This window comes from Pseudomonas sp. CG7 (assembly GCF_023701885.1).
GTDB classification, from domain to species: domain Bacteria; phylum Pseudomonadota; class Gammaproteobacteria; order Pseudomonadales; family Pseudomonadaceae; genus Aquipseudomonas; species Aquipseudomonas zanjanensis.
On sequence record NZ_JABAEE010000028.1, the window covers coordinates 1 to 24,535 of the forward strand.

The window sequence follows — 24,535 nt, forward strand, 5'->3', positions numbered from 1 at the left end:
TGAATATCAGCGACGCGAATCAAGTTACGGGGCGAGGCCAAGGTGCACAAGCCGGCGGATTCTGGCGGATCTGTAGTCCGTTGCGCAAGGCGCTGTAGTTAATCGGACTTTTGCTGTCTCGCTGTAGGACCAATGTGATCGGGCTGCTGTTTCAGTGCGAAGCGCTCCCCAAAAAAGGGGCTGCTACGCAGCCCAGCGGGAGCAAGCTCCCTCGCCACGGGTTCATCGTGTTACTTAAGTGATCAGCTTCAGGCGGTTCCGGCTTTTTTCCAGGCCAGGTATTGGGTCACCAGGGCCGCACCCAATTCGCTGGGGCGCGAATCCAGGGTTGGCACGCCGTGGGCGGCGAGCTGCTTGTGCAGCTCCGCCCGCGCATTCAAATAGTCCACCGTCCCGCAATAGGCCAAGGCCTCGGGCAAGGTTTGCACCGGTGCCTGGCGCAACCGGTCGAGGGCGTCTTCGCGCAGGCTGGCCACCAGCACCCTATGCTGTTGCCCCAGCCGTTTCACGGCCGCGAGCAATTGCGCATCGTCTTCATCCCGCAGGTTGGTCACCAGCACCACCAGGGCCCGGCGTTTTTGCCGGGCCAGCAGTTCGGTGACGGCGGCCTGGTAGTCGGCGGGACGTTGGCTGCTGTCGAGGTCGTACACGGTGTTAAGCAGGACGTTGAGTTGGCCGGTGCCTTTGACCGGGGCGAGGTAGCGGCTTTGCTCGCTGGCGAAGGTGCTCAGGCCCACGGCATCGCCCTGGCGCAGGGCGGTGTAGCTGAGCAGCAGGCACGCGTTGAGGGCGTGGTCGAAATGCGCCAGCTCGCCGTCCTGGCTGCGCATGCGTCGGCCGCAGTCGAGCATGAAGATGATCTGCTGGTCGCGCTCGTCTTCGTATTCCCGGGCGATCGGCGTGCGATGGCGGGCGGTGGCTTTCCAGTCGATCTGGCGCAGGCTGTCGCCCTCGCGGAATTCGCGCAGTTGATGGAATTCCTGCCCCTGGCCGCGGCGTTGCCGCTGGCGAATGCCGAGCTGGCTGAGCCAATTGTCCACCGCCAGCAACTGACCGTCGTAGAGCCTGGCGAAATCCGGGTAGACGCGGGTGTGGTCGACGGCGTCCAGCAGGCGCTTATCGGTCCACAAGCCCAGCGGGCTCGGCAGGTTGGTTTCGCACTGGACGAAGGTAAAGTGACCGCGCTTGAGCGGGCGCAGGCGGTAGCCGACCTGGCTGCGCTGGCCGGGTTGCAGTTCGACCGACTGCGGCAGGTTTTCGAAGTCCAGGCCATCGGGAACATGATCGAAAAGCTGCACGTGCAGCGGCTGGGCAAAGTCGTGGCTGACTTCCAGGCGGACATCACCCCAGCGGCCCAGGGCCAGGCTCCCGGGCATTTGCCGTTGCACCCGCGGCGAGGGCAGGCGCCGGACGCGCACCGCGTCGAGCAGCGCCAGGGCCAGCAAGGCCAGCAGCAACCCCCAGTTGATCGACAGCAGCGTCGATGGCACCGCGATGCCCAGCGCTCGCAGTGCGCCGAGCACGATACTCACGCCCAGCAGCACGGCGAGCCAGGTCAGCAGCAGGCGTGAGGGTTTCATCGGCGCATGCCCTTGCAGGGGATGTTTGCCTTGGCAAAGAAATTTGCTGCAGTGAGGTTTCCTGTGGCGAGGGAGCTTGCTCCCGCTGGACGCGCAGCGTCCCTTGGCGGTGTGTCAGATAGAACTTGGGGGCTGCTTCGCAGCCCAGCGGGAGCAAGCTCCCTCGCCACAAAAAGCATGCCTGCCACAAAGAATTTTCCTGGCACAAAAAGCATTCCTGGTACAGAAGACATTCCTGCCATAGAAGGTATTCCTGGCACAAAAAGCACGCTTGGCACAGACGCCCTCATCACAACCGCGGCGCCGGCACTTGATCAAGCAACTGCCCCAGCACCTGATCCACCGACAGCCCTTCGATGTCCAGTTCCGGTGCCAGCCGCACGCGATGGCGCAGTACGGCCAGGGCGCAGCCCTTGATGTCGTCCGGCACGACGAAGTCGCCGCCGCGCAACAACGCCCGGGCCCGGGCGCAACGCACCAGGGCAATCGACGCGCGAGGCCCGGCGCCGAGGGTCAGGCCCGGCCAACTGCGGGTGGTGCGGGCCAGGCGCACGGCGTAGTCGAGCACCTGGTCGTCCATCGGCAGGTCGCTGGCGATGCGTTGCAACGCTTGCACGTCCTTGGCCTGCAACACCATGCGCAGCGGTTGCACATCGAGCATGTCGGCGCGGGTCGAACGGCTGACCTGGCGGACCATGTCCAGCTCCTGGTCGGCATCCGGGTAATCCATGCGCACCTTGAGCATGAAGCGGTCGAGCTCGGCTTCCGGCAGCGGGTAGGTGCCTTCCTGTTCGATGGGGTTCTGGGTGGCGAGGACCATGAACGGCTGGGCGATGGGCAGGGCACGGCCTTCCAGGGTGACCTGGCGCTCCTGCATGGCTTCGAGCAGCGCGGCCTGGGTCTTGGCTGGCGCACGGTTGATCTCGTCGGCCAGCAGCAGATGGGTGAACACCGGGCCCTTGCGCAGCTTGAACTGCTCGGTCTGCAAGTCGTACACCGCGTGCCCGGTGACGTCGCTGGGCATCAGGTCGGGGGTGAACTGGATGCGCGCGAACTCGCCGTTGAAACAGCGAGCCAGGGCCCGCACCAGCAAGGTCTTGCCCAATCCGGGAACGCCTTCGAGCAATACGTGGCCACCGGCGATCAATGCCGTGAGCACATCGTCGATCACACTGGCCTGACCCACCACCGCTTTGCGTAGCTCGGTGCGGATGGCCTGGGCCAACTGACTGGCGCGCTGGCGCTGTTGGGCGGCGTGGGCCTGGCCGTCGGCAGGTTCGTTCTGTTCAGTCGTCAATTCTGGCGTTCTCCTAACGGTTAAATCCTATTTACTCGTGATCTAACGCTTTCATCCTTCAGTGCCGGGCAGTGATAGCTGAGTCGCTGGCACACCTTAGCCCATCTGAAAATGCAGGTTTGGAAAGATTAATCCGGCGAAGCGTGCGGGCAACCCCGCTTCCACCGTTCGAGACCGGGGGGTACTGCTAACCACGATCCCCGCTTCGATCAAGCGGCCCAGCTCTTCGGTTGCCAGCCGATCCTTCAAGCCTGTGAATACCTTGAACTCCGCCCGCGGCATTACGCCCTGAGTGAGAAGCGCCAGTACGGCAGCAGCACTGGTGGGTCGGATGCCGGCACGGCGAAGCTCAGGATCCGTCGAGAACACATGAACAACCTGTTCGCGCAGCTTGGCCGGGTTTAGCGAGGTCGTCATGTACTCGATCTGGTCGTGGCAGACATCGAGCATGAACTCGATGAAGTTGAAGTAGTGACGCTGTGAGAGTTGGCCGCGCCCGTCATAGTCACCTTCGCGAGGGCGATCAGCCAGGGCCAGGAAGCGATAGTACTCATCTTGCCTGCGAGCCAGGCCGCGAGACAGTGACCAAAGAAAAGGTTTTAGCCCGAGGTGAACCAGTTGCAGGTGGGTGAGCATCCGAATCACTCGACCATTGCCGTCCAGGAAGGGGTGAGCAAGCGCCACCCGGTGATGGCCTGCCAGGGCAGCGATCAATTGGCGCCGCGGATCCCTGATTCGTCCGTAGTGCAACTGCAGATGCTCAAGCATGGGCAATACAACAGCCGCCGAGGGAGCGACATGCGCGCAAACCTGGACCTGTTCATTTTCTTCGGCCCGCAGCCTGCCGGGTTCCATCAGGCGCCCATCGCCCAGGGTCAGTTCCTGCTTGGACGCGTCCTTGAACAGACGACGATGGATGGCCGCGATCAACTTGGGATCGAACAGCGCGGAGAAATTGTCCGCTGGCCGCATACGAAGTAGCCGCTCCATCACTTCCTGCTGCGTCATGTGGTGCACGGCCAGCTCTTTGAGTTCCTTTCTTTCCCGTTTTGGTGTCGTGCGAGCAACTTGGAGGTCGGCAATCTCGGTGCGATGCCCTTCGATCAGGTTCGAGTAGTAGGTGTTGGTGATGCGCAACAGGCCCGCCAGTTGCCTGGATGTCTCATCGGCCAGCCGTCCGGCCAGGAAGGCTGCCTTGCGTGGCAACTGATCCGCGGCCAGAAAGATCGAGTCGGGCAGAATTTCTGGTCCAAGTACCAAGTTCACAAGGCATTCCTAAGGCTTTGCAAATGGGCGACCTGGCGGCAGAACTCGGCGCCGGACATCCGCTGTTTCGGCCGTGGGCTCAAGGCCTGGCTGATGGCCCGCGTCGGTTGTCGGGTCAGGCGGGCGAGTACCTGCCACTGTTCGGCGACGGCCAGTTGTTCGAAACCTGGGTGAAGGTGGCGTGCCCGGCGCAGCACGTCTTGCTGCAAGGCGTGCAACAGGTGCTGCTGGCCGTTGTGGCGCAGGTGGAAACCGGCGCTGGCCTGCACGTGTTCTTCCAACTGGCGCCGCGCCTTGGAGGCGGGGGGTTGCAGCGGGCCATGGCGCACCGCCGAATGCCAGAACCACAGGGCAACCAGGGCCAGCAATGCCACCAGCGCTTGGGGGAAATAGCGCAGCAACAGGGTCAGCAGGTCGTCGTGGTCGGTATTGAACAGCAGCGTGACGTCCGTGTCGGCGCTCAAGTACCAGAGCAGCCAGGCGTTGTCGTACTGGTCGATCGCATCGTTCTTCCACAGCTCGGCATCGGTGAGCACGGTGATCGAGCCCAGGCCGAGGGTCAATTGCATCATGTGGGTCGACGACGCGCTGTTGGCCCAGGCCTGGGCCAGGTTATGCGGGTCTTCGAGGTGAAAGTCGGTGTCGAAGCCGATATAGGCCGGCGCCTCTTCGTCTTCCAGGTAGAGCTTGGTCAGTTCCGGATAACGGTCCTTGATCAGTTCGGGCGCGGGCTCCTTGAGGTCCTTGCTGAGGAATTGGCGCAGGCGCACGCGGTCGAGCAGCAGGTCGCCGCTGTTGCCGGCGCTGTCGTCCCACAAGGCTTCGGCCACGAAGAGCAAGCGCCCGCCGGCCCGGGTCCAGTTCATCAATCGGTCGACTTCCCGGGGCGTCATGTGGGTGCGCTCGCCCAGCAACAGCAGGCTGTGCTGGCGAGGCTCCAGGGTGGGCAATACATCCAGGCTGTTGGCGTGCTCGACGTTGATGCCCCGCTGGCGCAGGAAATGCTCGGCGGCCAGGTAAGGGTTGGCCTGGGCTTCGGGAGAAGGGCCGTGCTCGACGACCTCTTCATAGGGCACGGCTTTGGCGTAGAGATAGAAGCCGAATGCGCACACCACGGCGGCCAGCACGGCGCCGATCAGCCACCCCGCATGCCGGCTCATCGAGACGTTCCCGGACCGAATAGCCCGCGCCAGCCGTCACACAGTTCCTGTTGCAGGTGGGTCGGCGGTGGGCGATGCCCGTAGGCAATGTTTTGCCAATGCAGCGTCAGGGCTTTGCTGAAGCCCAGCAGGTCGTCCTGCTTGAGCTGTTCGACGCGTTGCAGCACCTGGCCTTCGGTGTCGGACGGTTTCAAGGGGATCTTGAAGTCATGATGCAACCGGCTGAGCAGCGCCCGGTACAGCAGGCCCAGGGCTTCACGGGGTTGCGTGGCCCACAGTTGTTCGACGCTGGCGGCGATGTCGGTCGGCAGGCTTTCTTCACGGATATCCAGGCCGAACATGCGTGCCGGCGCCGCTCGTTCCACGGGCAGGCGTGGCGTCGGTCGGCGATTGACCAGGGCCTTGAGCCGTTCCCGATAGTGCCAGGCCAGCCAGACGATCGCGCCTATCAAGCAGGCCCACAGCGCGATCTGGATCAGCGCGGCGGCGATGTCGAAGCGTTGGCCGCCGAGCCATTTGAACAGGGCCTTGAGCCAGCTCGGTTTGGCCTCGGTCTCTTCGGTCTCCTCGGCGGGTTCAGCGGTGTCTTCGCCGAAACGATAACGGGTGATGGTCTCGGAGTTCTTGAAGGGCGGGGCGTCGAGGATCGCCTCGATGCCGTCCCGGGAGGCTTCGCTGGTGAGGGGCTGGTTGAGCAGCCGCGGGCTGTCGGGGCCGTTGGTGTCCTCTGCGGCAAACGCCGGGGGCGCCAATGGCAGCATCACCAGGGCCAGGAGCAACAACACCGGGGCTACGCCGCTCAGCCGTTGGCGAAGGCGCCGGAACACCAGTTCGATGTCCCACGCCTCGAGGATCGTACGCCGGTTCAGGTAGAGGCTGAAGCCGCAGGCGACGTACACCGGTTCCCACAAGATCAGCAGCAGCGGATACAGGAAGTTGACCAGGTGCTCGAACCACAACCAGTCGTGTTCGGCTGCGGACACCAGCGTCTCCCAATCCCATTGCAGTTCGACTTGTTGCGGCACGAACAGATAGAACAGCGCCATCAGGCCGAACCACAGGGCGGTTTCCAGGTGCATGCCGATGATGGTCAACCATTGCGAAGCGCCACGGTTGCGTTGCAGCAATACCCGTATGCGTTGCTCCCGCGCTTCACCGGCGAGCCCTTCGAGTTGCACCACCGGCAGCAGGAAACTGCGGCTCAGGCTCAGCCGGCGCCAGGTCAGGCTGGCCAGCAACTGGGGCTTGAGCAGCGCTGGCCATTGGCGCAAGGCCTGCCTCAAGGTCGGGGTTTCGCCAAACAGCGCCTTGGACAGAATGTACAAGGGCAGACGGTCAAAGGCCGGCTTCAGCCACCAGAACAGCATCACCACCAGGGACGGTGAATCCCACAGCAGCAGGGTCAGCAACAGGTACACCGGTAGCGTGATGATCGCCCAACTGGTCATCAGCAAGCGTCGATGCTGCTGGCTCATCAATACACCCAGGTCCATGGCTTCCCAGGTGGTGCGTGGGCGGATGACGACGGTGGCATCACTCAGGCGCATGGCGGACCCGTCCGGCAAACGACAGATAGCTGATCACCAACAGCCACAACAACGCGCCCACCGTGTATTTGGTGGCGGGCGTCGCGGCGCTGGAGGACCAGTAGGCCTCGATGAACGCGGCAATGAGCAGGAACAGCATCACGCCGCCGATCATCAGCACGCTTTTGCCCGCCGCGAGCCGCAAGGCCTCGCCCCGGGTCAGGCGTCCCGGCGCGATCAAGGCCCAGCCCAATTGCAGGCCCGCGGCACCGGCCAAGGCGATGGCGGTGAGTTCGAAGGCGCCGTGGCCGATCACGAACGACCAGAACGTTCCCCCCGAGCCGATCTGGGTCAGGTGCCCGGCCACTGCGCCGATGGTCAGGCCATTGAAAAGCAGGAAGAACGCGCTCCCGAGACCAAACATCAAGCCACTGGCGAACGTCTGAAAGGCAATGCCGATGTTGTGCATGATGTAGTAGCCGAACATGACCCAGTCTTCGCTGGCGGCCCGTTCGACCGAGCGCCCCAGGTGCCCGGAGGCGGGGTCATACATGCTGCGGATCTGGCTGATCTCGTCGGCGCCCTGCACGCTGTAGACCAGTTCCGGAAACAGATAGACCAACAGCCCGATGCCCACCAGGCTGCCGAGGAACAGCAGGCTGGCGGCCAGCACAAAGCGCCATTGTTCACGTACCAGGCGAGGGAAACCGACCAGGATGACGGCCGAGAGGCTGGCCGAGGGGCGGCTGCGATCCCGGTAGAGTTGCTGATGACCGCGTAGCGCCAGTTGTTGCAGGGTGTCGACCAGCAAGCTGCTGTAGCCCCGGGCCTGGGCCAGTGCCAGGTGATGGCAGAGCCGTCGATAGGCGGCGGGGAAATCACCGCTCTGGGGCACGTTGCGGCTGCGCTCCAGTTGATCGAGTTGTCGGGACAGATGCTCCCATTCGCCTTGGTGGCGGCTTTCGAACAGGCTTTGCTTCATGTCGGCCCCAACAGGCCGCGGGCGATGCCATTGAGCTCGGCGGTGGCGTTCGGCCCCTGGACGTTCAGTGGCGCGGCCAGGATCGCCGCCAGTTCGTTGACCCGCGCCCGGGACAGTTCTGCTTGGCGTTCGGCGAAGCCCAGCACGGCGCGTTGTTCATGCAAGTTCAGGGTGAAAGGCGTGCGTATCGGCGGGGCCATGGGCAATGCGGGGCGTTTGACAGGTTGTTCGCGATACACCACCAGCGTGCCGGCCGCGAGGTCGCCCAGGCGCTTGAACGCCGGATGCTGCAGGCAGCAAATGGCCCCGAAGGTGTAGCCAAAGGGCAGCATGTCGACGAAACGCAGCAGGTTGCGGATCAACGACGCCGACCAGCCGATGGGCCGGCCATCGTCCTGCACCACGCGCAGCCCCATGATCTGCTTGCCGGGAGAGCGCCCCTGGTTGAGCACCTCGAACAGCACCATGTACCACCAACTGACGACAAACAGCAGGATGGAACCCAGGCCGAGCCCCAGCTCACCGAAAAATGCCAGGACCAGGAAGAAAAACCCCAGGACCAGCCCGCGAATGCCCAGGTCGATGGCGAAGGCGATTGCACGCGGCATCAACCCCGCCGGGCGCAGCGGCAGGTCGCTGCCTTCCGGCGTTTCAACCTGATAACGCGTGTCCAGGGGCGCGGGCAGCGTCGCGTTCCTTTGCAGTGCTGGGGTCTCGAGCATGGGCAACCTGTGATGGGCCAGACCGAATCTTCAATCTCGGCCCAGATGCTAGCAGTCTTCGCGCGGGCAAACGATAGAACTGTGGGTCATTTCATGGTTTGCAACAGGATTGGGAGGGCGAACACGGTCTGTACCTCCATGCCGGGATTGCACTCGCAGGCACCGCAGACCAACTGTGGGAGCGAGCTTGCTCGCGATGACGGCAGCCCATTCAACAGGGATGCAAGCTGACCCACCGCCATCGCGAGCAAGCTCGCTCCCACATGGGGCATGGGGTGGACCCGTGTGTTGGCATTCAAAAGTTACAGCACTGCTGGTCGCAGGCGGGTTCGAGCGCCTAGACTTCGCCAGTCTTCAGTTCAGGAACAGCCCGTGACTTCCATCTTCTGGTACGACTACGAAACCACCGGCATCAACCCGCGTTGCGACCGGCCCTTGCAGGTGGCGGGTATCCGTACCGATTTCGAGCTCAATGAAATCGACGAACCGGTGAACCTGTATTGCCGGCCCAGCGATGACATCCTGCCGCATCCGGCGGCCTGTGCGATTACCGGCATCACCCCGTCATGCCTGGCCGAAAAAGGCTTGAGCGAAGCCGATTTCATGACCCGTGTCCACGACCAACTGGCCGCGCCCGGTACCTGTGGCGCCGGCTACAACACCCTGCGCTTCGACGATGAAATGACCCGCTACAGCCTTTATCGAAACTTCTTCGACCCGTACGCGCGGGAATGGCAGGGCGGTAACAGTCGCTGGGATCTGATCGACCTGGTGCGCGCGGCCTATGCGCTGCGCCCACAAGGCATTGTCTGGCCGCAGGAAGACGGTCGCGTCAGCCTCAAGCTCGAACGCCTGACCGCCGCCAACGGCATCGACCATGGCCAGGCCCACGACGCGTTGTCGGACGTGCGCGCGACCATCGCCCTGGCTCGCCTGATCCGCCAGCAGCAGCCCCGGCTCTACGACTGGCTGTTCCAGTTGCGCAGCAAACAGAAGGTGATGGACCAGATCCGCCTGTTGCAGCCGATGGTGCATATTTCCGGTCGCTTCTCGGCGGCGCGCAACTACATCGGCGTGGTCCTGCCCCTGGCCTGGCATCCGAAAAACCGCAACGCCCTGATTGTCTGCGACCTGCACCTGGACCCCCAGGGCTTGTTGGACCACGACGCCGACAGCCTGCGCCAACGGTTGTATACCCGCCGTGAAGAACTGCTCGAAGGTGAGCTGCCAGTGCCGCTCAAGCTTATCCATATCAACAAATGCCCGGTGGTCGCGCCGTTGTCGGTGCTGCGCCTCGAGGACCAACAGCGACTGGCGCTGGACATGGAGGGTTACCAACAGCGGGCATTGCGGCTAACTGACGCACAGAAAGTTTGGCAAGATAAACTTCAGGCTATTTATGGCCACGAAGATTTCACCGCCAGCGAGGATCCCGAGCAACAGTTATACGCAGGCTTCTTGGGCGACCGCGATCGGCGTTTATGTGAACAAGTGCGCATGGCGGACCCGGCGCAATTGGCTCAAGAGCGCTGGCCTTTCGATGATGAGCGTCTGCCGGAACTATTGTTCCGATATCGCGCACGCAACTTTCCAGACACCTTGGATCCCAAAGAGCAGGGGCGTTGGAGACTTTTCTGTCAACAACGTCTGTCCGCCCCGGAATGGGGAGCGCCTAATACCTTGCAAAGTTTTGACGAGGCGATGGGAGAGTGGCTGGACCTGTCGACACCCATGCAGCGAGAAGTACTCATGCAATGGCAAGGCTACAGCCAGCAATTGCGCAAACGTTTAAGCCTTGAGTCGCTATGAATTGAAAAGATGACAGGCATAAAAAAACGCCAGCAATCGCTGGCGTTTTTTTGTTCGCAAAGAAGCATGCGACGCGGCGAGGCTTAGCCCAGCAGGGTTGCCCAGCCTTCTACCACGTCACCGCCCCACTTGGCTTTCCACTCTTTCAGCGTCTTGTGGTTGCCACCTTTGGTTTCGATGACTTCGCCGTTGTGCGGGTTCTTGTATTGCTTAACTTTGCGAGCGCGCTTGGTGCCAGTAGTTTTGACGGCGCCACGTGGCGCTTTGCTCGACTTGGCTTCTGGATCCAGCAGGGCAATGATGTCACGCAGCGACTTGGAGTATTCGCCCATCAGCGTGCGCAGTTTGCCTTCGAATTCCAGCTCGGTTTGCAGTTTGTCGTCTTGCGACAGATTTTTCAGGCGAGCTTGCAGTTCTTTGATGGCTTCTTCTGTGGCGCGGTATTCATTGATCAAGGACATGTGGACTACCTTATGTAGGACGCGGGTGACAAGGAGACAGTGCGGCAATAGTAATCAGACAGTTTCATCAAGTAAACATTTAACCGATGTTTTATTTAATTAATTAGTGCTGCGCCACAAAAAAACCTGTTGCAGTTAAATACCGTGACAGTGTCTTCACATCTATTCACACATATAGCCGGCCTTGCCAGGCCTCGCCGGCCATGGCCTGGGGCGGTCGCCCAGGCTCCGGCGTGTCATCGATACTGCAGTTTTGCCGCGCAATGGCTAGAATGGCCGCCTTTGCGAAGTTCTGGAGTTTCCCTAATGCGCACTTTTCGTCTGGTGATTGCTTGCCCGGACCGCGTCGGCATCGTTGCTAAAGTCAGTAACTTTCTGGCGTCCCATAACGGCTGGATCACCGAAGCGAGCCATCACTCGGACAATCAAAGCGGTTGGTTTTTCATGCGTCACGAGATCCGTGCCGACTCGCTGCCCTTCGGTATCGAAGCCTTCCGTGAAGCGTTCGCACCCATTGCCCAAGAGTTCTCGATGGACTGGCGCATCACCGACACCGCGCAGAAAAAACGCGTGGTGCTGATGGCCAGTCGTGAATCTCACTGCCTGGCTGACCTGTTGCACCGCTGGCACAGCGATGAGCTCGATTGCGACATCGCCTGTGTGATCTCCAACCATGATGACTTGCGCAGCATGGTGGAATGGCACGGCATCCCGTACTACCACGTGCCGGTCAACCCGCAAGACAAGCAGCCGGCATTCGCCGAAGTCTCGCGGCTGGTCAAGCAGCACGACGCCGAAGTGGTGGTGCTGGCCCGCTACATGCAAATCCTGCCGCCGGCGTTGTGCAGCGAGTACGCCCATAAGGTCATCAACATCCACCACAGTTTCCTGCCGTCGTTCGTCGGGGCCAAGCCGTACCACCAGGCCTCGATGCGCGGTGTGAAGCTGATTGGCGCCACCTGTCACTACGTGACTGAAGAGCTGGATGCCGGCCCGATCATCGAGCAGGACGTGGTGCGCGTCAGCCACAGCGACAGCATCGAAGACATGGTGCGTTTCGGCCGTGACGTCGAGAAAATGGTGTTGGCCCGCGGTCTGCGTTATCACCTGGAAGACCGGGTGCTGGTGCACGGCAACAAGACCGTGGTCTTCTGACTACGCTTCGAAGGGCCTGGACGAGCGATCGCCAGGCCTTTTTATTGACTAAAGAACAACGATGCCCCGTGGCGAGGGAGCTTGCTCCCGCTGGGCTGCGAAGCAGACCCAAAACCATTCAACACCGTGCACCGGGGAAAAGAGTAGGCAGGCTTTACGACTGCTGCGCAGCCGAGCGGGCGCAAGCTCCCTCGCCACAGTGATTCATACCGCTCAAGGAGCAACGCTGCGCCATGACCGATCCATTGGACAAAGCCACCTCCAAGGCCCCAGCCACCCTGGGCGAAGGCTGCCTCCGCCGCTACGACCCTGACGCATTGAGCCCGGAGGACGGCACCGAGTTTCCCGACGCCGCGCAATTGTGGGAGCAACTGCATCCCCAGGACGAGGCCGAACAAAAGCCGTGACCGGTCAGGCTTGCCTGAGCCTGATCAGCTTCTTGATCAACGGCCGCCCGACCATCAGGAAAAACACCGGCCCGCCGGCCACCAGGTAGAAGTAATAGGTCACCGCCCGCCAGATCAGGATCGCCGCCGCCGCGGTGGACTTGCCCACCATGGGCGCCAGCAGCGCCGCCGAGGTCAGTTCGGCCGCCCCGGCGCCACCGGGCAGCAGGCTGAACTGTCCCGCGCTCAAGGACAGCATCTGGATCAGGAAACTCCAGGCCCACTGCAAGTCCGCCCCGAGTCCCTTCAAGGCCAGGTACAACACGCTGTAGCGCAGCGCCCAATGCAGGCAGGTCAGGCCGAAGACCTGGAACAGGGTCCGTCGCGGCAATTTCAAGGTGTCGGTGAACGCCGCGAGGAAGTTCAGGATCTTGCGGCCCCAGCGTCGGCGGGTGGTGGTCTTTACCCGCAAGTGCCGCAGCACCCGAGCGCCCAGCAGGATCAATCGACGATGATAACGGGCCACCAGGACGCAGCCGAACAGCCCGCCAAACAATGAAATCGCGCTCAACGCCAGCATCCATTCCAGGCGCTGGCTGAGGTTCTGGAACAGCGCGTAGAACAGAATGCCCACCAAGGCACAGAGGAAGAACAGCAAGTCGCTCAGTTGATCCATGGCGAACACCGCGCTGCCATGGGCCGGGCGCACGCCGTTGCGCGCTAGCAGGGCCATCAGCGTCAGCGGGCCGCCACTGCCGCCGGGCGTCGCGCACATGGCGAACTCGGTGGACATCACCACGCCCATGCTTTTCCACCGGCCGATGCGTCCACGGTATTCACCCAGCAACAGGCGCAAGCGTACGGAGTTCAAGCCCCAGCACAGCACGATCATGCCGAGCATGGCCAGCAGCAGCGACAAGGGAAAACGCTGCACCCGCGACCACATTTCCCCGCCGCCGACCAGCAGCGGCACCAATAGCGCCGTGAGCAGCGCGGCGCCCAGCCAGATCAGCCGTTTCATGCGGCGCTACGGGCCAGCAGCCCCTGGGTCGCCAGCCCGCCGACCTTGGTCATCGGCACGCGCCCGTCGTTGAGCAGGCGTTCGAGGGTGCGCAGCCAATAGTCGCGGGAAAATCCGTGGCGCATGTCCACCGGGTGCAAGCCAAGGCGAATCACCGGGGCCTGGCGCCAGCGCTGTTCACGCTGGTCGCTGATGACTTTCGACAGGCCACGGCGCCAGGCGCTGCGGGCGCTCCAGACCAGGCCCGGCGCGTCGATGGCGGTAAAGTCGGGCAGGCGATAGAGGTGTTGGGTATCGCTGGTGTAGCTCAGCGGCAACTGGCGCAACGCCCGACGCGTGCCTTCGCTCATCAGCCAGGCCGGGGCGACGAAACCTTCCAGCGGCCAGTGGTAACGCTCAAAGGTGTCGATCCCGGCGCGCAGGCGGGCGAGGGCGGCTTGCTCGGACAGGTTGTAGAACTCCCCTTCGTGGGTATAGACCCGGCGCATGAACCAATCCTTGGGGTGACGGGCAACAGGGCCGTCGTCGCAATGGTAGTAGCCATGCAACACCAGCTCATCGCCACGCTCCACCCGACTGTCGAGCAGGCGCCGAAAGCCGGGGTGAGCCTCCAAGGCATTGTTGCGATGAAAATCCGGCACCACCAGCCAGGTCATCGGCACCTGGCCGAGGGCATCGACGGCCTCGACGAAGGGCTGGTAATCGGGCCAGGTTTGCGGAGCCACGTCGTGCAGCACCAAAAGCACGCTGGGTGAGGAACTCATCGACACGGACCTCGCCTCAACCATTGGCCAGCAGCGGTAGCTGTTCGCCGAGCACGGCGTGGTAATGCCCCAGCAAACTGTTGACCACGGTATCCCAAGCGTAATGCCGTTCCACATGCCGGCGCGCCAGTGCACCACGGCGCTGGCAGCCTTCGGCAAACAGTTGCCGCACGGCATTGGCCATGGCCTGCGGGTTGTTGGGCGTGCACAGCAACCCGCAGTCCTCATTGACGATTTCGGTGAAGGCCCCGGCCGCCACGGCCACCACGGGAATACCGCTGGCCATGGCTTCGAGGATCACCAGGCCGAAAGTTTCCTGGTCACCGGCGTGCAACAGGGCATCGGCGCTGGCCATGAGCCGGGCGACTTGCGGCGCCGGGCAGAACTCATCGACCACCGTGACGTTGTCCGGCACCACGGCGGGCATCGACGAGCCCACCAGCAACAGGTGATAGCGCTCGCCCAGGCGTTTCATGCACTTGAGCAGCACCGGCAGGTTTTTTTCCTTGGAGCCGCGACCGGCGAAAATCAGCAGGCGCGTGTCTTCGGCAATGCCCAGCTCGGCCCGCAGTTCCGGGTCGCGGGCGGCGGGGGTGAAGGTTTGCAGGTCGACGCCCAAGGGTTGCACGAAGACGTTCTTGACCCCCAGCCCGGTCAGTTTGTCGGCCATGACCTGGCTTGGGGCCAGGACCCGGTCGAAATTGCCATATAACTTGCTGACGTAGGCTTCGATGTTGGGAGTGAACCAGTTGCCCATGCGGTTGCTCACCAACAATGGCAGGTCGGAGTGATAGAAGCCGATGACGGGCACATCGAGCTGACGACGGGCATCCAATGCGGCCCAGGCGGTGAGGTACGGGTCGCCGACCTCGATCAGGTCCGGCTGCAGATCGCGCAGGACATTGCGCCACGGCGCCAGGCGAAGGGGAAAACGATAGCCCTTGCCGAACGGCAGCGCAGGGGCCGGAACCTTGTAGATTCCGTCGTGCTCGCTCAAATGCGCGCCGGGAATCAACAGGCTGTGACGAATACCGGGCCGATCGCCCAGGCGCCGGTGCTTGGCATCCAGGTAAGTGCGCACGCCTCCGCTGGCAGGGGCGTAGAACATGGTTATGTCCGCGATATGCACGATGAACATCCCTCCGGTCTGTGTTCTCCTGTGTTGACCTTCATGAAGAATAGATGTTCGGTTGGGGTTGTGGTGACGGGGTGTCAGTGGCGTATTGCTGGGTTTGACAGGGCCTCATCGCGAGCAAGCTCGCTCCCACACGGGATCTGTGCATACCACAACCCCCTGTGGGAGCGAGCTTGCTCGCGATAGGGCCAGCCCGGGTTCCCAGCTATTATTCCTGCTGCCGAGGCCTTAATGCCCCAGGCATGCTTTTATATAAGCGTGCAAAATGGCGTCATATCGCAAACACCACGGGTGACCACATGCCTGACTCATCGCAACTCGTTATCGGCGCCGACCTCAGCGGCCAGCCCATCGGCCAGGCCATGCGCCTGGCGAACCGCCATGGCCTGGTGGCGGGCGCCACCGGTACCGGCAAGACCGTCACCTTGCAGCGCCTCGCGGAAATGTTCAGCGATGCCGGCGTGGCGGTGTTCGCGGCGGACATCAAGGGCGACCTGTGCGGCCTCGGCGCGGCGGGCAACCCTCAGGGCAAGATCGCCGAGCGTATCGCGGGCATGCCCTGGCTCGATCACAAACCCCAGGCTTATCCGGTGACCTTGTGGGATATCCACGGCCAGTCCGGTCATCCGCTGCGCACCACCCTGAGCGAGATGGGGCCGTTGTTGATCGGCAGCCTGTTGGAACTGACGGACAGCCAGCCATCGGCGCTCTATGCCGCGTTCAAGGTCGCCGATCGCGAGGGCCTGTTGCTGCTGGACCTCAAGGACCTGAAGGCGCTGCTCAATCACCTCAAGGACAATCCCGAGTTACTGGGGGATGATGCGGCGCTGATGACCACCGGCTCCAGCCAGGCGCTGCTGCGGCGCTTGTCCACCTTGGAGCAGCAGGGCGCGGACGCGTTGTTCGGCGAACCGGCCTTGCAGCTTGAAGACATCCTGCAACCGGCCAGCGATGGCCGCGGCCGCATCCACTTGCTCGACGCCAGCCGCCTGGTCCACGAAGCGCCGAAGGTCTACGCGACGTTCCTGCTGTGGCTGCTGGCCGAGCTGTTCGAGCAATTGCCCGAGCGCGGCGATGCGGACAAGCCGCTGCTGGCGCTGTTCTTCGACGAGGCGCACTTGCTTTTCGCCGGTACGCCCAAGGCGTTGCAGGAACGCCTGGAGCAAGTGGTGCGGCTGATCCGCTCCAAGGGCGTGGGGGTGTATTTTGTGACCCAGTCGCCCGGCGACTTGCCGGACGACGTGCTGGCGCAATTGGGTTTGCGCATCCAGCACGGGTTGCGAGCCTTCACGGCCAAGGAACAGAAATCCCTGCGGGCGGTGGCCGATGGTTTCCGGCCCAACCCGCAGTTCGATGCCCTGGCGGTGTTGACTGAACTGGGCATCGGTGAAGCCCTGGTGGGCACCTTGCAGGAAAAAGGCACGCCGGAAATGGTCCAGCGCGTGCTGGTGGCGCCGCCGCAATCGCGGATCGGGCCATTGAGCGAGGCCGAGCGCGCCGGGCTGATCGCCAGTTCAGCGTTGCAAGGGCGCTACGACAAGCCGATTGATCGCGAGTCGGCCTATGAGGTGCTGATGGGGCGCAAGGGGCTGGAGCCCCAGGCCGAAGCGGTACCGAGCAAGCCGGCGGCTGAAGCGCCCAGCTTCACCGAACAAGCCGGCGAGTTCCTCGGCACGGCGGCTGGCCAGGCACTTAAATCGGCGATGCGCCAGGCAGCCAATCAATTGGGCCGGCAGTTGGTGCGTGGGTTGATGGGGTCGTTGCTGGGGGGCAGCAAGCGCCGCCGGTAGTTGGGACCGAGTCGCCGCCCTTCGCGAGCAAGCTCGCTCCCACAGTGGATCGATGTCGTACGCAAAATGTGCGTCCACTGAAGATCCCCTGTGGGAGCGATGTCGTACGCAAAATGTGCGTCCGCTGAAGATCTCCTGTGGGAGCGAGCCTGCTCGCGATAGCTATCAGACAACCGCCGAAAATCTCAATCCTTGGGCCTGGCATGGGCCGCCAACCGCTCCAGCGCCGCCCGCAGGTTGGGATCGCTGATGCCGTCGGCGGTGGCCTGGATGGTGGCCGCGGCGTCGGTGGACAAATCCAGCGTATGCCCCTTGGCGCCGACCTGGACAGTGGGCGGTTGGACCTTGAACAGGATCCGCGTCAGGTTGGCGAATTCTTCGAACGCCTGGAGTTGGCGCAGCAAGCGTTTTTGCTGGTAGCGCAGGCGCGTGGCCCAGTGGCCGTCCGTGACGATCAGCAACAAGCTGCCTTCGCGCCACGACGCTACGTGGCAATGTTCGCGCGCGGCCGGTTGCAACTGGCTGTCCAGCAGGCGCTGCAGGTGGCCCAGGCGCCGGGCGTGGCCGAAGATGGCTTTCAGCGGCTTGGCTTCGCGCAGCAGAACGGCGGGTGCCTTGGCTGGAAGAGGGCGAAAGGCCATGAATGAGTACCGCAAATGACAGAGGCGCCATGGTAGCAGAAAGCGCCGGATGCGCCTCGACCCTCTCGCCCAGCGGCTTTCAGCTGCACAATCAATGAGTAACTTCTGCACTTGCGGGTTGAAGTTCGCGCAAAAGCCCTTATTTTAGTGTGGCCCCGTCACAGCGCTGTGCCAGCATCGTGGAATAACGCCACTTTCCTCTCCATCGTTTCCGGGTAGAATGCTCGTTCGCATGCGGCCATGAGGGCTGCACGGGCGACTCATGGGGCCGCCCTCCATCCCTTTAGTGTGGAAGATCCTGCCGATATGTTTGCGCCTTTGTTAAAGAAACTTTTTGGAAGCAAGAACGAGCGTGAAGTCAAGCGCATGCTCAAGACGGTACAGACTGTCAATGCCTTCGAAGAGCAAATGGTGGCCCTTTCGGACGATCAGTTACGCGCCAAGACTGCCGAATTCAAGGACCGCATCGCCAAAGGGGAAACCCTTGACCAGCTCCTGCCCGAAGCCTTTGCGGTCGCCCGTGAAGCCGGCAAACGGGTCATGGGCATGCGCCACTTCGACGTTCAGTTGATCGGCGGCATGACCTTGCACGAAGGCAAGATCGCTGAAATGCGTACCGGTGAGGGCAAGACCCTCGTGGCGACCCTGGGCGTGTACCTCAATGCATTGTCCGGCAAGGGCGTGCACGTGGTGACGGTCAACGACTACCTGGCCCGCCGCGACGCCAACTGGATGCGCCCGCTCTACGAGTTCCTCGGCCTGACCGTCGGCGTCGTCACGCCGTTCCAGCCGCCGGAAGAGAAGCGCGCCGCCTATGCCGCCGACATCACCTACGGCACCAACAACGAATTCGGGTTCGACTACCTGCGCGACAACATGGCGTTCAGCATGGAAGAGAAATTCCAGCGTGAACTCAACTTTGCCGTGATCGACGAAGTCGACTCCATCCTCATCGACGAAGCCCGTACCCCACTGATCATTTCCGGTCAGGCGGAGGACAGTTCCAAGCTGTACATCGAGATCAACAAACTGATCCCGCAGCTCAAGCTGCACGTCGAGGAAGTCGAAGGCGAAGTGACCCAGGCCGGGCACTACACCGTTGACGAGAAGACCCGCCAGGTCGAACTCAACGAGGCCGGTCACCAGTTCATCGAGGAAATGCTCACCCGCGTCGGCTTGCTGGCTGAAGGCGAGAGCTTGTACTCGGCCCATAACCTGGGCCTGCTGACCCACGTCTATGCCGGCCTGCGTGCCCACAAGCTGTTCCATCGCAACGTCGAATACATCGTGCAGGACGGCCAGGTCGTGCTGGTGGACGAGCACACCGGCCGTACCATGCCGGGCCGTCGCCTGTCCGAAGGCCTGCACCAGGCCATCGAAGCCAAGGAAGGCCTGAACATCCAGGCCGAGAGCCAGACCCTGGCCTCGACCACCTTCCAGAACTACTTCCGCCTCTACAACAAGCTGTCCGGCATGACCGGTACCGCGGACACTGAAGCGTTCGAATTCCACCAGATCTATGGCCTGCAAGTGGTGGTGATTCCGCCGAACAAGCCGCTGGCTCGTAAAGACTACAACGACCTGGTGTTCCTGACCGCCGAAGAGAAGTACGCGGCGATCATCAACGACATCAAGGAAGGCATGGCCCAGGGCCGTCCGATCCTGGTGGGTACCGCCACCATCGAGACCTCCGAGCACATGTCCGCCTTGCTCGACAAGGAAGGCATCGAGCACAAGGTCCTCAACGCCAAGTTCCACGAGAAGGAAGCCGAGATCATCGCCCAGGCCGGTCGCCCGGGTGCGCTGACCATCGCCACCAACCTGGCCGGTCGTGGTACCGACATCCTGTTGGGCGGCAACTGGGAAGTGGAAGTCGCCAGCCTGGAAAACCCGACGCCTGAGCAGATCGCGCAGATCAAGGCCGACTGGCAGAAGCGTCACCAGCAGGTGCTCGAGTCCGGCGGTTTGCAGGTGATCGCGTCCGAGCGTCACGAATCCCGTCGTATCGACAACCAGCTGCGTGGCCGTGCCGGTCGCCAGGGCGACGCCGGTTCCAGCCGTTTCTACTTGTCTTTGGAAGATAGCCTGATGCGCATCTTCGCCTCTGACCGGGTGAAGAACTTCATGAAGGCCCTGGGCATGCAGCCAGGCGAGGCGATCGAGCACCGCATGGTGACCAACGCCATCGAGAAGGCCCAGCGCAAGGTCGAAGGTCGCAACTTCGATATCCGCAAGCAATTGCTCGAGTTCGACGACGTCAACAACGAACAGCGTAAAGTGATCTATCACATGCGTAACAGTTTGTTGGCCGCCGACAACATTGGCGAAACCATCGCCGATTTCCGCCAGGACGTGCTCAACGCCACCGTCAGCGCCCACATCCCGCCGCAATCGCTGCCGGAACAGTGGGACGTCGCCGGCCTGGAAGCCGCCTTGCAGAGCGACTTCGGCGTGGCATTGCCGATCCAGCAATGGCTCGACGAAGACGATCACCTGTACGAAGAAACCCTGCGTGAAAAACTGCTGGCCGAACTGATCGCCGCCTATAACGAGAAGGAAGACCAGGCGGGCGCCGAGGCCCTGCGTTCCTTCGAGAAGCAGATCGTGCTGCGGGTGCTGGACGACTTGTGGAAAGATCACCTGTCGACCATGGACCATCTGCGCCACGGTATCCATTTGCGTGGTTACGCCCAGAAGAACCCGAAGCAGGAGTACAAGCGCGAGTCCTACACGCTGTTCTCCGAGTTGCTCGATTCGATCAAGCGCGACTCGATCCGTGTGCTGTCCCACGTTCAGGTTCGCCGCGAAGATCCGGCCGAAGAAGAAGCTCGCCTGCGCCAGGAAGCCGAAGCCCTGGCCGCGCGCATGCAGTTCGAACACGCCGAAGCCCCTGGCCTGGAAGTGGTCGCCGAAGAGGGCGTCGATGTGGATGTCGCCCTGGCGACCGCACCGGTGCGCAACGAGCAGAAGCTGGGCCGTAACGAACTGTGCTACTGCGGTTCGGGCAAGAAATACAAGCATTGCCACGGGCAGATCCAATAATCCCGTTTCAACGCTGAACGACCCCGCGCCGCGACAAGAGTCTCTTGTCGCGGCGTTTTGCCATTTGATCAGTCGTCTTGATAAGGACGATGCTGAATACATTTATTAAGGAGCGCATTCATGGCTGTTGGTCTTGGTCCGTTGCCCACGTTGCACCCAGTTGCCGGTTTTGAACTCGGTATCGCTTCGGCCGGCATCAAGCGCCCCGGGCGCAAGGATGTGGTGGTCATGCGTTGCGCCGAAGGCTCGACGGTGGCAGGCGTGTTCACCCTCAACGCCTTCTGTGCCGCGCCGGTGATCCTGGCCAAGCAACGTGTGCAAGGGCCGGTGCGTTACCTGCTGACCAACACCGGCAACGCCAACGCCGGCACAGGCGCGCCAGGCCTGGCCGCCGCCGAGCGTACCTGCGCCAAGCTGGCTGAGCTGACCGGCGTCGACGCCAGCCAGGTGCTGCCGTATTCCACCGGTGTGATCGGCGAGCCGCTGCCGGTGGAGAAGATCGAAGGCGCCCTGCAAGCCGCCCTCGATGACCTGTCGGAAAACAACTGGGCCGCGGCCGCCACCGGCATCATGACCACCGACACGCTGCCCAAGGGCGCGAGTCGCCAGTTCCAGCATGACGGCGTGACCATCACCGTCACCGGCATCAGCAAGGGCGCCGGCATGATCCGCCCGAACATGGCGACCATGCTCGGCTACATTGCCACCGACGCCAAGGTCTCGCGCCAGGTGCTGCAAGACCTGATGCTCGACGGGGCCAACAAGTCGTTCAACCGCATCACCATCGACGGCGACACGTCCACGAATGACTGCTGCATGCTGATCGCCACCGGCCAGGCCAACCTGCCGGAAATCACCGAGGCCAGCGGTTCGTTGTTCGCTGCCCTGAAGCAGGCAGTGTTCGAAGTGTGCATGGAAGTGGCCCAGGCCATCGTCCGTGACGGCGAAGGCGCGACCAAGTTCGTGACCGTGCAGGTCAACGGCGGTGGCAACCACCAGGAATGCCTGGATGTCGGCTACACCGTGGCGCACTCGCCGCTGATCAAGACCGCGCTGTTCGCCTCCGACCCGAACTGGGGCCGGATCCTTGCCGCCGTCGGCCGGGCCGGCGTGCCTGAGCTGGACGTGAGCAAGATCGACGTGTTCCTTGGTGAGGTCTGCATCGCCAGCCAAGGTGCGCGCGCTGCCACCTACACCGAAGCCCAGGGCGCGGCGGTGATGCAGCAGGAAGAAATCACCATCCGTATCGAGTTGGGACGGGGTGACTGCAGCGAAACGATCTGGACGACTGACCTGTCCCACGAGTACGTCAAGATCAACGCTGAGTACCGGACTTAATACGCTCGGGACCGAGCTGCTCCAATCGCGAGCAGGCTCGCTCCCACAGTGGATCTGTTGGGTGATATCGATAGTGTTCACACTACAAGCCCCTGTGGGAGCTTGCTCGCGATGGCAACAGAACAGACACCTCAGAACCACAAGAAAGGAATCCCCATGAGCCTGCACCTGATCATCGGCGACAAAGATCTCTCTTCCTGGTCCATGCGCGGCGCGCTCGCCCTGGCGCTGACCGGCGCGAAGTACACCGAAGAGTTGGTCAGGCTCGGCCAGCCGGATACCCGTGAAAAGCTGCTCAAATATTCAGCCACGGTCAAGGTCCCGTTGCTCAAGACCGAATTCGGCGTGATCTCCGATTCCCTGGCGATTGCCGAATACCTGGCCGAACAATTTCCCGAGGCCAATCTCTGGCCCAGGGACGTGGCTGCCCGGGCCCAGGCGCGCTCGGCCTGTGCGCAGATGCACAGCGGCTTTTTCGCCCTGCGCAACCATATGCCCATGGATCTGCTGCACGATGCGCCGCTGTCACCGATGCCATCCGACGTGCAGGCGGACATCCAGCGGATGCTGGCGTTGTGGGCCGAATGCCGTGCGGCGGCGACCGAAACCGGTCCCTACCTGTTTGGCCGCGTAAGCCTGGCCGATGCATTTTTTGCCCCGGTTGCCGTACGCTTGCGCACTTATCAAGTGGCACTGCCGGAGGTCGATGAGGCCTACGTCCAAACCCTATATCAATGGCCAGCGTTCAAGGCGTGGCAACAAGCTGGCCTGGAGGAAACTACGCGGTGAAACGAGTCCATGTGGCGGCGGCGGTGATCCGCGACGCTGCCGGTAAAATCCTCATTGCCCGACGGGCCGACACCCAACACCAGGGTGGCCTGTGGGAATTTCCTGGCGGCAAGGTCGAGGCCGATGAGTCCGTCGAGACGGCCCTGGCCCGCGAGCTTCATGAGGAACTGGGCATTGTCGTCGACGCTGCCCGGCCGTTGATCAAGGTGCGTCACGATTACCCGGACAAACAGGTGTTGCTGGACGTCTGGGAAGTTTCGGCGTTCAGTGGCGAACCCCATGGCGCCGAAGGTCAACCGTTGGCTTGGGTGACGGCCCGAGACCTGACGAATCATGAGTTTCCAGCGGCCAACCAGCCGTTCGTCGCGGCGGCCCGTTTGCCGGGTGAATACCTGATCACCCCGGAAGGCCTTGAGACGCCAGCCTTGCTGCGCGGCATGCAGAAGGCGATTGCCGGCGGGATCAAGTTGGTCCAGTTGCGTGCGCCCAACGGCTACGACCCGCAATACCGCGATCTGGCGGTGGATGCGGTGGGGTTGTGTGCCGGCAAGGCCCAACTGATGCTCAAGGGACCGTTCGAGTGGCTGGGGGATTTTCCTTCCGCTGGCTGGCACATTACCGCTGCGCAACTGCGCAAGCATGCCTCGGCCGGTCGACCATTAGGCAAGGACCGTTGGCTGGCGGCTTCTTGCCATAACGCCGAGGAACTGTCCCTGGCGCAGCAGATGGATGTGGACTTCGTCACCCTTTCGCCGGTGCAGCCGACCCAGACCCATCCCGATGCGCAGCCGTTGGGCTGGGCGGAGGCGGCGCGGTTGATCGAGGGCTTCAACCGGCCGGTCTATCTGTTGGGCGGGGTAGGGCTTGGCGAGCAGCAAAAAGCCTGGGAGGCCGGGGCGCAGGGTGTGGCGGGGATTCGGGCGTTTTGGCCTGAGGCTTGATTTTGTGGTGTAACCGCTGACGCCATCGCGAGCAGGCTCGCTCCCACAGGGATCTGTTGAGTGGCATCGATAGTGGTCACAACACAACTCCACTGTGGGAGCGAGCCTGCTCGCGAAGACGGCCTGACAGGCGATTACACCTTTCAGATCAGCTTCCAGGCTTGTCCGCCGCCTCCCACAGCACCTCCGCCACCCCTTGCCGCCGGGCTATGACCCGCGCCGCGACGAACAATAAGTCCGACAACCGGTTGATATAGGCCAGCCCCGGCCCGGCCAGCGGTTCCACCGCGTTCAGTTGCTGGCAACGACGTTCGGCGCTGCGGGCCAAGCTGCGACAGACATGGGCTTGCGCGATCAAGGAAGAGCCGCCGGGCAGGATGAAGTTTTCCAGCGGCCCCAGTTCTTCATTCCACAGGTCAATCGCCGCTTCCAGCCGCTCGATTTCCGCCACGTTCAAGGCTTGGTACGCCGGCATCGCGAGCTCACCACCCAGGTCGAACAACCGGTGCTGACACGGCGCCAACACTGCGATGACTTCCTCCAGCGCCGAATGCCGGACGGACTCCTCGGCCAGCCCGGCGAGCAACAAGCCCAACTGGCTGTTCAGTGTGTCCACTTCGCCGATGGCCTCGACCCGTGGATGATCCTTTGCCACGCGGCGACCATCGCCCAACCCGGTTTCACCTTTGTCGCCGGTGCGGGTGTAAATCTTCGACAGGCGAAAGCCCAT

At 62.6% G+C, this 24,535-nt stretch carries 21 protein-coding genes; 8 read left to right on the forward strand and 13 right to left on the reverse strand.

Features of this window, described 5'->3' with window-relative positions; genetic code table 11:
- Positions 1-248 precede the first annotated feature (248 nt).
- The 7 genes from HGO40_RS13395 to HGO40_RS13425 form a co-directional block, all read right to left on the reverse strand.
- On the reverse strand, positions 249-1,580 hold the full coding sequence (locus tag HGO40_RS13395) for a DUF58 domain-containing protein (protein ID WP_250963389.1): 1,332 nt from the start codon (positions 1,578-1,580) through the stop codon (positions 249-251).
- A 289-nt stretch (positions 1,581-1,869) separates the two neighbouring features.
- On the reverse strand, positions 1,870-2,877 hold the full coding sequence (locus HGO40_RS13400) for an AAA family ATPase (RefSeq protein WP_250963390.1): 1,008 nt from the start codon (positions 2,875-2,877) through the stop codon (positions 1,870-1,872).
- A gap of 96 nt (positions 2,878-2,973) precedes the next feature.
- Entirely contained in the window at positions 2,974-4,143 is a 1,170-nt protein-coding gene (locus HGO40_RS13405; protein ID WP_250963391.1) for a Fic family protein, read from the reverse strand.
- Positions 4,140-5,303, reverse strand: coding sequence for a DUF4350 domain-containing protein (locus tag HGO40_RS13410; RefSeq protein ID WP_250963392.1), 1,164 nt, complete (start codon positions 5,301-5,303; stop codon positions 4,140-4,142). Before HGO40_RS13410 ends, HGO40_RS13405 begins: the two co-directional genes overlap by 4 nt.
- Positions 5,300-6,850: a DUF4129 domain-containing protein gene (locus tag HGO40_RS13415; RefSeq protein WP_250963393.1), complete on the reverse strand. Its 1,551-nt coding sequence runs from the start codon at positions 6,848-6,850 to the stop codon at positions 5,300-5,302. Before HGO40_RS13415 ends, HGO40_RS13410 begins: the two co-directional genes overlap by 4 nt.
- Positions 6,837-7,811: a stage II sporulation protein M gene (locus HGO40_RS13420; RefSeq protein WP_250963394.1), complete on the reverse strand. Its 975-nt coding sequence runs from the start codon at positions 7,809-7,811 to the stop codon at positions 6,837-6,839. Before HGO40_RS13420 ends, HGO40_RS13415 begins: the two co-directional genes overlap by 14 nt.
- Entirely contained in the window at positions 7,808-8,533 is a 726-nt protein-coding gene (locus HGO40_RS13425; protein ID WP_250963395.1) for an RDD family protein, read from the reverse strand. Before HGO40_RS13425 ends, HGO40_RS13420 begins: the two co-directional genes overlap by 4 nt.
- A 372-nt stretch (positions 8,534-8,905) precedes the next feature.
- On the opposite strand from HGO40_RS13425, the gene sbcB reads away from it, so the two are divergent.
- Positions 8,906-10,342 carry an exodeoxyribonuclease I gene (gene sbcB, locus HGO40_RS13430; RefSeq protein ID WP_250963396.1) on the forward strand — a complete coding sequence of 479 codons (1,437 nt, stop codon included), beginning with the start codon at positions 8,906-8,908 and terminating at the stop codon, positions 10,340-10,342.
- Positions 10,343-10,425: 83 nt separating this feature from the next.
- Here sbcB and mvaT read toward each other — a convergent pair whose 3' ends face one another.
- Positions 10,426-10,803: a histone-like nucleoid-structuring protein MvaT gene (gene mvaT, locus HGO40_RS13435; RefSeq protein ID WP_003205091.1), complete on the reverse strand. Its 378-nt coding sequence runs from the start codon at positions 10,801-10,803 to the stop codon at positions 10,426-10,428.
- 306 nt (positions 10,804-11,109) lie between these two features.
- On the opposite strand from mvaT, the gene purU reads away from it, so the two are divergent.
- Together purU and HGO40_RS13445 are read left to right on the forward strand one after the other, a co-directional pair.
- Complete coding sequence (gene purU, locus HGO40_RS13440) at positions 11,110-11,958, forward strand: formyltetrahydrofolate deformylase (protein ID WP_207964954.1); 849 nt, start codon at positions 11,110-11,112, stop codon at positions 11,956-11,958.
- 233 nt (positions 11,959-12,191) lie between these two features.
- Complete coding sequence (locus HGO40_RS13445; RefSeq protein WP_250963397.1) at positions 12,192-12,365, forward strand: hypothetical protein; 174 nt, start codon at positions 12,192-12,194, stop codon at positions 12,363-12,365.
- Between the two features lie 4 nt (positions 12,366-12,369).
- Here the strand turns inward: HGO40_RS13445 and gpgF are convergent, their stop codons facing one another.
- The 3 genes from gpgF to gpgS are packed head-to-tail and all read right to left on the reverse strand — an operon-like array spanning position 12,370 to position 15,267.
- Entirely contained in the window at positions 12,370-13,365 is a 996-nt protein-coding gene (gpgF, locus tag HGO40_RS13450) for a glucosaminyl phosphatidylglycerol flippase (RefSeq protein WP_250963398.1), read from the reverse strand.
- Positions 13,362-14,129 (reverse strand): N-acetylglucosaminyl phosphatidylglycerol deacetylase, encoded by a 768-nt coding sequence (gene gpgD / locus HGO40_RS13455; RefSeq protein WP_250963399.1) that lies wholly within the window; start codon positions 14,127-14,129, stop codon positions 13,362-13,364. Before gpgD ends, gpgF begins: the two co-directional genes overlap by 4 nt.
- A gap of 16 nt (positions 14,130-14,145) precedes the next feature.
- Complete coding sequence (gpgS, locus tag HGO40_RS13460; protein WP_250963400.1) at positions 14,146-15,267, reverse strand: N-acetylglucosaminyl phosphatidylglycerol synthase; 1,122 nt, start codon at positions 15,265-15,267, stop codon at positions 14,146-14,148.
- 296 nt (positions 15,268-15,563) lie between these two features.
- Between gpgS and HGO40_RS13465 the strand changes: the two genes are divergently transcribed.
- Positions 15,564-17,054 (forward strand): helicase HerA-like domain-containing protein, encoded by a 1,491-nt coding sequence (locus HGO40_RS13465; protein WP_250963401.1) that lies wholly within the window; start codon positions 15,564-15,566, stop codon positions 17,052-17,054.
- 185 nt (positions 17,055-17,239) lie between these two features.
- Here HGO40_RS13465 and HGO40_RS13470 read toward each other — a convergent pair whose 3' ends face one another.
- The gene (locus tag HGO40_RS13470) at positions 17,240-17,695 is read right to left on the reverse strand and encodes a DUF721 domain-containing protein (RefSeq protein WP_053124648.1); all 456 of its coding nucleotides are present in this window, start codon (positions 17,693-17,695) and stop codon (positions 17,240-17,242) included.
- Positions 17,696-18,001: 306 nt separating this feature from the next.
- Between HGO40_RS13470 and secA the strand changes: the two genes are divergently transcribed.
- The 4 genes from secA to HGO40_RS13490 all read left to right on the forward strand — a co-directional run bounded on the left by secA (position 18,002) and on the right by HGO40_RS13490 (position 23,805).
- Complete coding sequence (gene secA / locus HGO40_RS13475; RefSeq protein ID WP_250963402.1) at positions 18,002-20,737, forward strand: preprotein translocase subunit SecA; 2,736 nt, start codon at positions 18,002-18,004, stop codon at positions 20,735-20,737.
- 120 nt (positions 20,738-20,857) lie between these two features.
- Entirely contained in the window at positions 20,858-22,075 is a 1,218-nt protein-coding gene (gene argJ, locus HGO40_RS13480) for a bifunctional glutamate N-acetyltransferase/amino-acid acetyltransferase ArgJ (RefSeq protein ID WP_250963403.1), read from the forward strand.
- Between the two features lie 156 nt (positions 22,076-22,231).
- On the forward strand, positions 22,232-22,864 hold the full coding sequence (locus HGO40_RS13485; protein WP_250963404.1) for a glutathione S-transferase family protein: 633 nt from the start codon (positions 22,232-22,234) through the stop codon (positions 22,862-22,864).
- On the forward strand, positions 22,861-23,805 hold the full coding sequence (locus HGO40_RS13490; protein WP_250963405.1) for a Nudix family hydrolase: 945 nt from the start codon (positions 22,861-22,863) through the stop codon (positions 23,803-23,805). The genes HGO40_RS13485 and HGO40_RS13490 overlap by 4 nt, the downstream gene beginning before the upstream one ends.
- A gap of 148 nt (positions 23,806-23,953) precedes the next feature.
- On the opposite strand, the gene HGO40_RS13495 is transcribed toward HGO40_RS13490, so the two are convergent.
- The gene (locus tag HGO40_RS13495) at positions 23,954-24,535 is read right to left on the reverse strand and encodes a cob(I)yrinic acid a,c-diamide adenosyltransferase (protein WP_250963406.1); all 582 of its coding nucleotides are present in this window, start codon (positions 24,533-24,535) and stop codon (positions 23,954-23,956) included.